Origin of the sequence: Sphingomonas sp. LH128 (genome assembly GCF_000293195.2) — a bacterium.
Classification (GTDB): domain Bacteria; phylum Pseudomonadota; class Alphaproteobacteria; order Sphingomonadales; family Sphingomonadaceae; genus Novosphingobium; species Novosphingobium resinovorum_A.
The window spans coordinates 1-11,849 of sequence record NZ_ALVC01000143.1 but is presented as its reverse complement, the minus strand read 5'-3'; the positions used below and the strand labels follow the sequence as shown (position 1 = coordinate 11,849).

The 11,849-nt window shown below is 64.8% G+C and carries 10 protein-coding genes; 6 read left to right on the top strand and 4 right to left on the bottom strand.

What is annotated here, in order from left to right:
* The 5 genes from LH128_RS12605 to LH128_RS12585 all read left to right on the top strand — a co-directional run.
* Positions 1-1,153 (top strand): DUF418 domain-containing protein (locus tag LH128_RS12605; RefSeq protein ID WP_008830022.1); only part of this gene is annotated, 1,153 nt, incomplete at its 5' end.
* A gap of 107 nt (positions 1,154-1,260) precedes the next feature.
* Positions 1,261-2,286 (top strand): aspartate-semialdehyde dehydrogenase, encoded by a 1,026-nt coding sequence (locus LH128_RS12600; RefSeq protein ID WP_008830021.1) that lies wholly within the window; start codon positions 1,261-1,263, stop codon positions 2,284-2,286.
* Positions 2,287-2,354: 68 nt separating this feature from the next.
* Entirely contained in the window at positions 2,355-2,894 is a 540-nt protein-coding gene (locus LH128_RS12595; RefSeq protein WP_008830020.1) for a DUF1993 domain-containing protein, read from the top strand.
* Positions 2,891-3,334, top strand: coding sequence for a GFA family protein (locus LH128_RS12590; protein ID WP_008830019.1), 444 nt, complete (start codon positions 2,891-2,893; stop codon positions 3,332-3,334). Before LH128_RS12595 ends, LH128_RS12590 begins: the two co-directional genes overlap by 4 nt.
* A 19-nt stretch (positions 3,335-3,353) precedes the next feature.
* Positions 3,354-4,112 carry an alpha/beta fold hydrolase gene (locus LH128_RS12585; RefSeq protein ID WP_008830018.1) on the top strand — a complete coding sequence of 253 codons (759 nt, stop codon included), beginning with the start codon at positions 3,354-3,356 and terminating at the stop codon, positions 4,110-4,112.
* Positions 4,113-4,210: 98 nt separating this feature from the next.
* Here the strand turns inward: LH128_RS12585 and LH128_RS12580 are convergent, their stop codons facing one another.
* Positions 4,211-4,669: a hypothetical protein gene (locus tag LH128_RS12580; protein WP_036522612.1), complete on the bottom strand. Its 459-nt coding sequence runs from the start codon at positions 4,667-4,669 to the stop codon at positions 4,211-4,213.
* A gap of 161 nt (positions 4,670-4,830) precedes the next feature.
* Between LH128_RS12580 and LH128_RS12575 the strand changes: the two genes are divergently transcribed.
* Positions 4,831-6,654: a M2 family metallopeptidase gene (locus LH128_RS12575; RefSeq protein WP_008830016.1), complete on the top strand. Its 1,824-nt coding sequence runs from the start codon at positions 4,831-4,833 to the stop codon at positions 6,652-6,654.
* On the opposite strand, the gene LH128_RS12570 is transcribed toward LH128_RS12575, so the two are convergent.
* From LH128_RS12570 to LH128_RS12560, 3 genes are all read right to left on the bottom strand, one after another.
* Entirely contained in the window at positions 6,605-7,393 is a 789-nt protein-coding gene (locus LH128_RS12570; RefSeq protein ID WP_008830015.1) for a sulfotransferase, read from the bottom strand. The genes LH128_RS12575 and LH128_RS12570 overlap by 50 nt on opposite strands.
* Positions 7,394-7,538: 145 nt before the next feature.
* Complete coding sequence (locus LH128_RS12565; protein ID WP_008830014.1) at positions 7,539-10,322, bottom strand: TonB-dependent receptor; 2,784 nt, start codon at positions 10,320-10,322, stop codon at positions 7,539-7,541.
* A gap of 561 nt (positions 10,323-10,883) precedes the next feature.
* Positions 10,884-11,849, bottom strand: a 966-nt coding sequence (locus tag LH128_RS12560; RefSeq protein WP_008830013.1) for an AMP nucleosidase, incomplete at its 5' end; no start/stop codon positions are given.

The window sequence follows — 11,849 nt, the reverse complement described above, 5'->3', positions numbered from 1 at the left end:
CGGGCTGTTCGAACTGCTGTTCGGCGCGGGCGTGCTGATCTTCACGGCCAAGGCGATGAAGCCGGACGATCCGGTGGCGGTCGCCGACCTCTATTATCGCCGCAATCTGCTGCTCGTCCTGTTCGGCTTGATCGATATCTTCGTGATCGGCTGGGTGGGTGACATTCTCCTTGCTTACGGCCTGTGCGCCTTGTTGCTGTTTCCGTTTCGAAAGACCCCGCCCAAGGTGCTGCTGGCGATGGGCATGGCTTTCGCCGCGCTCATGGCGGTGGGCTGGCCGGGCGGGGGCGGCGTGATCGGCTATCAGGAGCGGGTTGAGCGTATCCACAAGGTCGAAGTCCTGCAGAAGAAGCGCGCCGAAGGCGTGAAGCTCTCGGGCGAGGACAAGAAGACGCTCGACAAATGGCAGGAGAAGGTGGACGCGCATGACCTCTCCAAGCCGCCCAGCAAGGAAGCGCAGGTCGCCATCGATGCCGAGCGCAAGGCGCGGGCGGGATGGCCGCATCAATACGTGATGTTCGCCTGGTTCATCTGGAACAAGGTTTTCGGCGACGGCAATGGCCTGTTCTTTACCGTGCTGGAGGCGGTGCCGGCGATGTGTCTCGGCATGGCCCTGTTCAAGTGGGGGGTAATCCAGGGCGGGCGCTCGATGGGGTTCTACGCCGGACTGGCAATCGTCGCATATGGAGTCGGCTGCGGCCTTCGGGCCTGGGACGTAGTGGAAATCTACAAGTTCACGCCCTGGCCGACACCGGGCACGATCGCAGGTGAGTTCGCGCGGCTGGCCGTGACCGTGGGGCATGTCGGCCTGTTCAACCTGCTGATGAAGACGCAGGCGGGGCGCACGGTGCTTTCGCCGTTCAAGGCGGCGGGGCGGATGGCGTTCTCGATCTACATTCTCACCAGCATCGTCACGCTGTGGTTCGTCTTCGCGCCCTGGGGGCTGGGGCTGTGGGGCAAGTTCGGCTGGACCGAACTGGCGATAGCGGCGACGGTGATCGATGTGGTGATGCTGGTTTTGGCCAATGTCTGGCTGCGGTTCTTCCTCAGTGGGCCGCTCGAATGGATATGGCGCTCGCTGACGTACTGGAAGCGTCAGCCGTTCCTGCGCCCGCAGGTGTCCGAGCCTTCCGCAACCGCGGCGTTTGCCTGACGCCGGATCGTCCGGAACCTTCGCAGCTTGCCCTGAGGGGCGTGGGCGGGTAACCCGCGCGGCGTATCTGCGTCCGCTTGCCCGGGCGCCTTTAAAGGGAATTTGCCATGGGTTACCGGGTTGCCGTCGTCGGTGCGACGGGGAATGTCGGCCGCGAAGTACTCAACATCCTTGCCGAGCGCGAATTCCCGGCGGACGAGATCGCCGCCGTGGCTTCCTCGCGCTCTGTGGGCACCGAAGTCGAGTATGGCGATACCGGCCGCATGCTCAAGGTGAAGAACCTGGAACATTTCGACTTCACGGGGTGGGACATCGCGCTGTTCGCCGCGGGTTCGGACGCGACGAAGATCTATGCGCCCAAGGCGGCCTCGCAGGGCTGCGTGGTCATCGACAACTCGTCGCTCTACCGCATGGACCCCGACGTGCCGCTGATCGTGCCCGAGGTGAACCCCGAGGCGATCGACGGGTACAAGGCCAAGAACATCATCGCCAACCCCAACTGCTCGACTGCGCAGATGGTCGTCGCGCTCAAGCCGCTGCACGACAAGGCGAAGATCAAGCGCGTCGTCGTCGCGACGTACCAGTCGGTGTCCGGCGCGGGCAAGGCGGGCATGGACGAACTGTTCGAGCAGAGCCGCGCGATCTTCGTCGCCGACCCGGTCGTGCCGCGCAAGTTCACCAAGCAGATCGCCTTCAACGTGATCCCGCACATCGACGTGTTCCTCGACGACGGTTCCACCAAGGAAGAGTGGAAGATGGTGGTCGAGACCAAGAAGATTCTCGACCCCAAGATCAAGGTGCAGGCCACCTGCGTGCGTGTTCCGGTCTTCGTCGGTCACTCCGAAGCGCTGAACATCGAGTTCGAGAACGAGATCAGCGCCGAGGAAGCCCAGGACATCCTGCGCGAGGCGCCGGGCGTGATGCTCGTCGACAAGCGCGAGGACGGTGGATACGTCACTCCGATCGAGGCGGTGGGTGACGGCGCTACCTACGTCAGCCGCGTGCGCGAGGACCCGACCGTGGACAACGGCCTGGCGCTGTGGTGCGTGTCGGACAACTTGCGCAAGGGCGCGGCGCTCAACGCGGTGCAGATCGCGGAACTGCTGGGCCGCCGCCACCTCAAGAAGGGCTGAGGGGCGCGCTTGCAATCGGCTCGGCGGTAGCCACCTAACCTTCACCTGATACCGGGATGGAGGATTGCATGGACGCCGCCGAGACGAAGAACGCCCTCGAACTGCTGGCCGCGCGGCTGGAGACGCTGTCGGCGGTGCTCGACAAGGCCGAGGAATGGGCGGCAGAGGCGGGTGTCGCGTTTGACGAACTGGCGGCGGCGCGGCTGGCCGGGGACATGCATCCGCTGGCCTGGCAGGTCGCGGGAACCTGCACGCAGCCGCTGCAGTTCGTCGCCTGGAGCCGGGGCGCGGACCTGCCCAACGAAGTGCAGCCGGTGGTCGACTGGGCAGAAGCCCGCGCGGTGCTTGCAGACACGATCGCGCTGCTGGCTACGGAAGTCGCGGCCGTCACGCCCGAAGCCAAACGGATCGTGCTGGAGCGGATGGGCGTCTATCTGGAACTGCCCGCGCAGCGTTATCTCGACGATTGGATCCTGCCCAACCTCTATTTCCACCTGACCACGGCTTACGCGATCCTGCGGATGAAGGGCGTGCCGCTGGGCAAGGCCGACTTCATGCGGCACATCGGCGGGGATATCCGGCCGCTGGCGCCCGAGCCGGCGTCATGACGCAGGCAATGACGGGCGGTTGCCAGTGCGGCCGCATCCGCTATTCCGCCGAGGTCGAGCCCGACAAGGCATACTTGTGCCATTGCCGCATGTGCCAGCGGGCGACTGGCGGGGTGTCGATCGCGTTCGTCAATGCGCCGCAATCGGCCGTGCGGTGGGAGACGGAACCGGACTGGTATCAGTCGTCGCCGATCGCGCACCGGCCGTTCTGTTCGCATTGCGGGACGCCGCTGGGCTTCGCGTTCCTCGACGGCGAGAACATCGATCTGACCGTCGGCAGCTTCGACGATCCCGCGCCGTTCCGCCCAAGCCAGAACTATGCGACCGAAAGCATGTTGACGGCATGGACCGACGTGCGGCACTTGCCCGGCATGACGAGCGCCGAGAACGCGGGCGTCATGGACCGATGGAAGGCCGCCGGTCTCGAGCCGCCTGAATGACCGGAAAGCGAGTTTGCCTGTGAGCGATGTGAAGACCGATTTCGTCGAAGGTTTCGGCGGGGCGAAGCTCGCCCTGCACACCATGGGCGATACCGGCGGACGGCCGTTGGTGCTGCTGCACGGGCTGTTCTCCAGCGCCGAGGTGAACTGGATCAAGTTCGGCAATGCCAAGATACTCGCCGATGCGGGCTTCGAGGTGTTCATGCCGGACTTGCGCGCTCACGGGCAGAGCGACGGCCCGCACGATGCGGATGCCTATCCGTCCGACGTGCTGGTGCGCGATCTCAAGGCGGTGATCGGCTCGCTGGGCCTTTCGGAATACGACCTCGGCGGCTTTTCGCTTGGCGCGCGGACGGTGGTGCGCGGCGTGCTGGCGGGGCTGGCGCCGCAGCGGCTGGTGCTGGGCGGAATGGGGCTGACGGGCCTGTCGGGCTGGGCGAAGCGCAGCGCGCATTTCGTCGACGCCATCGACCGCTTCGGGACCATCGAGCGCGGCGACAAGGCGTTTGTGGCGCAGGCTTTCATGAAGTCGATGAAGATCGACCGCGTGGCCGCGCGCCTGCTGCTTGGCTCGGTGGACGACACCGCGCCCGACGCCATCGCGCAAGTGACGATGCCGACGCTGTGCGTGTGCGGCGCGGACGATCACGACAACGGCTCGGCGCAGGACCTCGCCGCGGCACTGCCGCAGGGCACTTATGCTGAAGTGCCGGGCAATCACATGTCGTCGGTGACGTTCAAGGATCTCGGCAGGGCGATCGCTGGGTTTCTGGGCTGACCGCGCCTATCGTCATTGCGAGCACAGCGTAGCAATCCAGGGCAACACCGAGCGGCTCTGGGTTGCTTCGCTGCGCTCGCAATGACGGTGCGGATGTTTCAGGCGAAAGGCACGGCCTCTTCCGGCCAGCCGTCGAAGGTTTCGGTGAGGGCGGCCCAGTCGTCTGCGAAGCGGATATTGATCGCACGCAAGGTGGCGTCGTCCGGGCGGGAGGCCTCATGGCCGTCACCGGTCGTGTCGACGAAGACGAAGGCGTCGCCGGGGCCGCCGGTCACGCGGCGCAGGTCTCCATCCGTCACGGTGATGGTGAGGCGGCCTTCAAGGATCGTCTGGAGGCTGCCGAAGCCCTGCGCGGTATGGAAGCTGTCGGTGAAGGCAGGGCCTTCCCAGATCACCGTGCGCCAGCCCAGCGCGGGGCGCGGCGGGTCGAGGTAGGACAGGCCGCCCGCCATGGTCACGGGCTTCATGCGGGAGCGGCCTTCCGGCGTGGCGTAGACGACATGGATCGGCATGTGGAGCGAGCGTCCCCCTTGCTTGATGGAAGCAGCCCGCAGCATGGTCGCAAAACCTCGCTTCAGTGTGCCCGGCCACTCCTTTGATCGCTTGGTGGCGATGCATTGCTGCACTCGTGACCGCGGATATTCCTTCGCCAGCGGTTGATCCCGCGCGAGGGGCGACTAGTCTCGCGGCCATTCAAAGGTTCAGAGAGGTTCCCCCCATGAAATTCGCCTCCACCGCGCTTGCCGCATTGGCTGCAAGCCTTTCGTTCGCCGTCGTCCCAGCCCATGCGGAGGATTACCCGCAGACGGCAGAGGGTGCCGCGAAGTTCGTCGCCGATGCCGAGAAGGACCTGTTCGACTTCTCGCTGGGCAACAATCAGGCGAACTGGGTCAATTACACCTACATCACCGAAGACACCGACGCGCTGGCGGCGAAGTCCAACGGCGACCTCACCGAGAAGCAGGTGAAGTACGCGGTCGAAGCGGCGAAGTTTGCGAAGGTTTCCGGTCTCGATGCGGACGTGTCGCGCAAGCTGGGCATCCTGCGTCAGGGCATCGTCCTGCCCGCGCCCAACACGCCCGGAGCGGCGGCGCAGCTGAGCGAGATCACCACGCGCCTGTCCTCCGCTTACGGCAAGGGCAAGGGCACGCTCGACGGCAAGCCGATCAGCGGCTCGGACATCGAGGCGGAGATGGGCAACCTGCAGCATAGCCCGGCCGAATTCGCCGAGATGTGGACCTCGTGGCACGACAATGTCGGCAAGCCGATGAAAGCGGACTACGCGCAGATGGTCGGCATCGCCAACCAGGGCGCGAAGGAGCTGGGCTATGCCGACGTCGGCGCGATGTGGCGTTCGGGCTACGACATGACGCCCGAGCAGTTCGCCGCCGAAACCCAGCGCCTGTGGGAGGAGACCAAGCCGCTCTATCTGGCGCTGCATACTTACGTGCGCCGCAAGCTGAACGAGAAGTACGGCGATACCGTGCAGCCGCGCAAGGGGCCGATCCGCGCCGACCTGCTGGGCAACATGTGGGCGCAGGAATGGGGCAACGTCTACCCGCTCGTCGCGCCGCAGGGTGCGGGCGATCTCGGATATGATATCGGTGATCTGCTGAAGGCGCAGGGCAAGAAGCCGCTCGACATGGTGAAGGCAGGCGAGGGGTTCTATTCCTCGCTGGGCTTCGATCCGCTGCCGGGCACGTTCTGGACCCGCTCGATAATCACCAAGCCCGCCGACCGCGAGGTGATCTGCCATGCCTCGGCATGGGACGTCGACAACAAGGACGACATCCGCATCAAGATGTGCACGAAGGTCAATTCCGAGGACTTCGTCACGATCCACCACGAACTGGGCCACAACTATTACCAGCGCGCCTACAACAAGCAGCCATATCTCTACCTGAACGGCGCCAACGACGGCTTCCACGAGGCGATCGGCGACTTCATCGCGCTGTCGATCACGCCGCAGTACCTCGTGCAGATCGGCCTGCTCGATAAGAGCAAGGTCCCCGGCGCCGACAAGGACATCGGCCTGCTGCTGCGTCAGGCGATGGACAAAGTCGCGTTCCTGCCGTTCGGCCTGATGATCGACCGCTATCGCTGGGGCATCTTCGACGGCTCGATCCAGCCCGCCGACTACAACAAGGCGTGGACGAAGATGCGCCTCGACTATCAGGGCATCACCCCGCCCTCGGCGCGCTCGGACGACGGGTTCGATGCGGGCGCGAAGTTCCACGTTCCGGGCAACACGCCTTACACCCGCTACTTCCTCGCGCGGATTCTGCAGTTCCAGTTCTATCAGGCGGCGTGCAAGCAGGCCGGGTGGAAGGGGCCGCTGCACCGCTGCAGCTTCTACGGCAACAAGAAGGTCGGCGAGAACCTGAATGCGATGCTGGCGATGGGCATGTCGAAGCCCTGGCCCGAGGCGCTCAAGACGTTCACCGGCTCGCCGCAGATGAGCGCCAAGCCGATGCTGGACTACTTCGCGCCGCTCAAGAAGTGGCTCGACGCGCAGAACAAGGGCGAGACTTCAGGCTGGTGACCCGCATGGCGCCGCGCCACAGGGCATAATCCCCGGCGTAGAAGTCCTCGATGAAGGCTTCCTGGCTGGGATTGAGCCGGATCGGCGCGGCGGCTTTATTGCTGCGGTTGAGGCGGGGCAGGGCGCCCAGTTCGTCCAGCCCCATGATGGCGCCGAGGCTGTCGATCTCCTCGTAGGGGATCAGGTTTTCGACGCGGCAGTCGCCCCTGGCGTCGGTCAGATACCAGGACTGCGGGCGGAAGATGTGGTCGATGTCGAACGGGCTGCGCGCGGTGGCGAGGTGGTCGATGGCGTCGTCCACGGTTTCGAACGCGCGGTAGCGCGCGTTGAAGGGGCGGGCGACCTTGCGATCGCGGGTGCCGCCGTTGCTGGCATAGGCGAAGGCCGAAAGGAACCGGCAGACCGGGTCGCGCAGGATGGCGAAGCTCGGCAGGTCGAGCACGCGCGGGGCGACGCTGGCGTAGTAGCGCACGGTCTCGTGCTTGATCTGGGTTCCGTAGAGCTGGTGGCAGACCGAGGTGCCCGCGTTCTTGGGCACATGGATGAACAGCACACCGCGCCGCTGGATGGTCGTGATGCGCTCGCGCCGCTTGGCGTTGGGCCGGTAGGGCAGCGGGGATCGGGCCAGCCTTTCGGGCACGTCGCTGACGAGGCGGACGCGAAAGGCGGAGGCGATCAGGCGGTTGATCCCGGCAGTGCCGGCGGTACCTGAAGTCGAAGTCTGGGAGGGCTTTGGCATGCCCCGGACGCTATGGGGCGAACTTGAACCTGCAATTTCATCAATATTTCATTCAGGCGAGCGGAAGCGCCCCTGCGGCGAGTGCCGCAAGGACGCATCCATTCCCGGTGGACAGGGGCGATTCGCATCGCCCCTGCGCCTTCGATCAGAAGTCGACGGTGATGCCGGTGAAGAACGTCCGGCCGTAGACGTCGTAGGTCGACGGATAGGTGTTCGACTGCTCCTGGTTGTCACCAAGGACCGGCGGCTTCTTGTTGAACATGTTGTTCATGCCGATGTTCCAGGTAAAGCGCTTGGCCACGTCGACGCTCGCGCTGAGGTCGAAGTAGTTATAGGCCGGGATGTGGTCGACCGCATAGCCGCCGGTGTCGTCGTCCACTGCCGAGAGGTGGCGCCATGCCAGCGACACGCTCAGGTCCTCGGTCGACCAAGTGGCGCGGCTGTTGAGGCGCCACTTGGCGTAGACGTTGCTGCAGCTCAGGCCGAACTTGCCCGCGCAGTCGACCACGAGGTCGGGCAGCGAGGCCATCGGGCTGAACGTCCAGTTCATCAGGTAAGACCCCGCGACGCGCAGGTTCAGCTTGCTGGAGTTGTTGCGGCCGAACGCCAGCGGGATGGTGTACTGCGCGTCGAAGTCGATGCCGTCGGTCTTGACGCCGCCGGTGTTGCTCAGGTTGTCGATGGCGCCGACGATGGTGCCGGTGCTGTCGCGCGGCAGCAGCGAACAGGTGCTGCTGTCGTAGGACGTGTAGTTGTTGCCTGCGTCGCCGTAGCAGGCCGTGAGCAGGTTGGCGGTGCCGACGGCGGTGATGAAGTTGTCGATCTTGATGTGATAGTAGTCGGCCGTGATCGACAGGCCCGGGATCATCTGCGGCTGGAGCACGACACCGAAGGTGTAGGTGTTCGCGGTCTCCTCGCGCAGCTTGGTGTTGCCGCCGTTGTAGCTTTCGATCTGGGTCGCGGCGGCGTTGTACTGGTCGTTCCCCACGTCCGCAGCGGCGACGCCCGAGGCGACGCAGGCGGCGTAAAGGTTGGAGTAGCTCGTCGCGTCCGGCGTCGAGCACGGATCGGTCGCAGTCTCGAAGTTCTGCGAGCTGCCGCTATAGAGGTCGTTCACCGTCGGCGCACGCACCGCGCGGGAGAACTGGCCACGGAAGCTGATGTCCTTGATCGGCGCGTAGACGAGCCCGGCCGAGAAGGTGCCCACCGACTTGGCCGCCGTCGAGTAGTACGAGTAGCGGGCCGCGCCGTTGAATTCGAGGCGCTGGATGAAGGGCTTGTCGGCGATCAGCGGCACGTCGATTTCGGCGAACAGTTCCTTGACGTTGTAGCCGCCCGAAGTCGCGTCGCTGGCGTTGAAGCCGACGACGTCGCCCGAGGAGAGCAGTTCGTCCGGGTTGTAGCTGCCGTGCTCGGAGCGGTACTCGGCGCCGAACGCGAAACCGGCCGGGCCTGCGCCGAGGTCGAACAGGTTGTTGTTGCTGATCGCGCCGCTGACGACCTTCTCGGTGATGGTCGAGCGGTTGACGGTGTCGATCGACAGGAAGTCGACCGCCGCGTCGCTGATGTTGCCCTCGCCGAAGATGTTGACGGGCACGCAGCCGTTGCTGGTGTCGGTGCAGACGAGGTTGCCGTCGGCGTCATAGGTCGTCAGCAGGCCCTGCTGCAGACGGCTGCGCGAGATGTTGCCGTACTGGTACTCGGTCCGCCGGGTGCGCGAGAAGCTGGCGTAGACGTCGTAGCTCCAGTCGTGGCCGATGTCGCCGCGCGCGCCGATCAGGCCGCGCACCGCCTTGCTGTCGGTGACCTGCACGCGGTCGCCGATCTCGCTCAGGCGGCGGTAGATGTTGGCGGTGGTGTAGCCGTCGCCGTCGGTGTCGTAGCCCTGCAGCAGCGTCTGGCTGTCGGCCGAGAGGAACGAGCTGTCGTTGTCGATCGAGAAGCTGCCGGTCACCGGGGTCGGCGCGAGCTGGTTCTTGACGCGGTTGTGGACGTACTGGCCCTCGGCATAGAGCGTCAGCGCGTCGCTGACGTCGAAGTGCGCCTGCGCGAAGACGAGTTCGCGCTTCTGCGGGACCTGCAGGTAGTTCTCGGTCGCGTAGTTGTAAGCGTCGGTGCTGCTGTCGTAGGCCGAATAGCTGCCGTCCTGCCCGAACTTGTAGTTCGTGCCGCCCAGATTCATGCGCGTCGCCGGGATCGACGAGGAGCCACCCGCGACGAGGGTGCCATCGTCGCCGTCGGTCATGGCCGTCTTGGTGTAGCTGCGCGATGCCTGCGTGATCGCCTTGCGCTGGCTGTACTCGCCGTAGACGGTGATGTTGCCGCGGCCGTCCGCGAAGTTCTTGCCCGCCAGAATGCCGCCCGTGTACTGCGCGCCGTCGCCCGCGTCGGTCAGGCGGTAGTTGGCGTTGGCCTGGATGCCGTCGTAGTCCTGCTTCGTCACGAAGTTGACGACGCCGGTGACCGCGTCCGAACCGTAGACGGCCGACTTGCCGCCGGTCACCACGTCGACGCGCTCCAGCAGGGCGGTCGGGATCGTGTTGAGGTCGACGATCTGGTTGGTGTCGTACGAGACGTAGCGGCGGCCGTTGACCAGCACCAGCGTGCGCGAGGCGCCGAGGCCGCGCAGGTTGGCGGTGGCGACGCCGTCACCCGGGTTGTTCGAGGCGCCGGTCTGGTCGGGGACCAGCTGCGGGATTTCCTTCAGGACGTTCTCGACGTTGACCTGGCCGGTCGCCTTCATCTCGGTGGCGGTCATCGCCATGATCGGCGCGGCCTGCTCGAGATTGGCATTGCGCAGACGGGAGCCGGTGACGATGATCGCGTCGCCGGTGTCGGCCGCGTCCGTGGCGGAGGGCGCTTCGTCCTGCGCGTGCGCTGCCGCAGGCAGGCCCATCAGCAGGGTCGAAGCCAGAAGCAAACGCTTCATGTGGGGGGTCATTGATGCTCCTTTCGCAGATTCCGGCGGTGCGAAATCCTCGACGCCGGAAGCAGGCGAGTGCGTCTGCTCCCGTAAGCATCAGACTGTCATCATATAATCATCGACGTGCGGATAATGAGTTGGTGTCGTTGTATATCGATCACATCTATTTCAATATCAGAAATAATAATGAAATTTACGTGAAATTCATTTCAAATATGTTTCATTGAAAATAAGTTTTTTGAACTCAATTTCTATATTGAATGCAAAATTATTCGGGAAAGTAAACGTCCTGCGGCCGTTTGGAAGGCTTGTGATGACATTCGGAATAAGATTGCGTTCGGCCCTCTCACCGTTTCGAAATGCAGGCATAAAATTACCCCGTGCCAGAACATCTGCGCGGCTGTCCGCAGCGAAGTTCTGCAGGCTCTTGGCGTGTTAAGCGGCCGATCACGAATATATCTCGCAAGGGTGAATACCCGTCCGCCGCTTTTCTCAAGGCGCAACGAAAAAGCCGATCGCCGCGCAGTCGCGACGATCGGCTTCGTGTCTGGCCCGGAGGGCGGTGTCTTACCGGAACGGCGGCTCGTTGAACGCGCGCAGCTTGCGCGAGTGCAGGCGGTCACCCTGTTCGCGCAGCAGGTCGCAGGTGATGAGGCCGATCTTGAGGTGGCTGGCGATCGCCTCTTCATAGAAGCGGTTGGCCTGGCCCGGCAGCTTGAGTTCGCCGTGCAGCGGCTTGTCCGAGACGCACAGCAGCGTCCCGTAAGGCACGCGGAAGCGGTAGCCCTGCGCGCTGATCGTGGCGCTTTCCATGTCGATGCCGATCGCGCGGCTCAGCGAGAAGCGCTTGGCGGACTCGGTGTAGCGCAGTTCCCAGTTGCGGTCGTCGGTGGTGACGATGGTGCCGGTGCGCATCCGCTTCTTGAGGTTCGCGCCGCCTTCGCCGCTGACGACCTCGGCCGCCTGCGCCAGTGCCAGCTGCACTTCGGCGATGGCGGGCAGCGGGATCTCGGGCGGCAACACCGGGTCGAGCACGTGGTCGTCCCGCAGATAGGCATGGGCGAGCACGTAGTCGCCGATGCGCTGGCTTTCGCGCAGGCCGCCGCAGTGGCCGATCATCAACCACGCCTCGGGGCGCAGCACCGCAAGGTGGTCGGTGATGGTCTTGGCGTTGGACGGGCCGACGCCGATGTTGACCAGCGTGATGCCCGAGCCGTCCTTGCGGATGAGGTGGTAGGCGGGCATCTGGTGGCGGCGCCATGCGGTGTCGGACAGGCGTGCGCGGGCGTTCTCAACCGGCGCGTCGAGGTACAGCCCACCCGCGCCCGAAAGCGCGACATAGCCGTCCGAGCCGACCTGCGTGCCCGCCCAGTCTACGAACTCGTCCACATAGCGGTGGTAGTTGGTGAACAGCACGAAGCGCTGGCAGTGGTCCGGGCTGGTGCCGGTGTAGTGCGCCAGACGCGCGAGGGAGAAGTCGGTGCGCAGCCCGTCGAACAGGGCGAGCGGGTGCGGTTCGTCCTCGGCGGCGAG

Bases quoted from the DNA above. Each gene is read 5' to 3' on its own strand.
- LH128_RS12600 (WP_008830021.1), top strand. From the start codon at position 1,261: ATGGGTTACCGGGTTGCCGTCGTCGGTGCGACGGGGAATGTCGGCCGC.
- LH128_RS12595 (WP_008830020.1), top strand. From the start codon at position 2,355: ATGGACGCCGCCGAGACGAAGAACGCCCTCGAACTGCTGGCCGCGCGG.
- LH128_RS12590 (WP_008830019.1), top strand. From the start codon at position 2,891: ATGACGCAGGCAATGACGGGCGGTTGCCAGTGCGGCCGCATCCGCTAT.
- LH128_RS12580 (WP_036522612.1), bottom strand. From the start codon at position 4,669: ATGCTGCGGGCTGCTTCCATCAAGCAAGGGGGACGCTCGCTCCACATG.
- LH128_RS12575 (WP_008830016.1), top strand. From the start codon at position 4,831: ATGAAATTCGCCTCCACCGCGCTTGCCGCATTGGCTGCAAGCCTTTCG.
- LH128_RS12570 (WP_008830015.1), bottom strand. From the start codon at position 7,393: ATGCCAAAGCCCTCCCAGACTTCGACTTCAGGTACCGCCGGCACTGCC.
- LH128_RS12565 (WP_008830014.1), bottom strand. From the start codon at position 10,322: ATGAAGCGTTTGCTTCTGGCTTCGACCCTGCTGATGGGCCTGCCTGCG.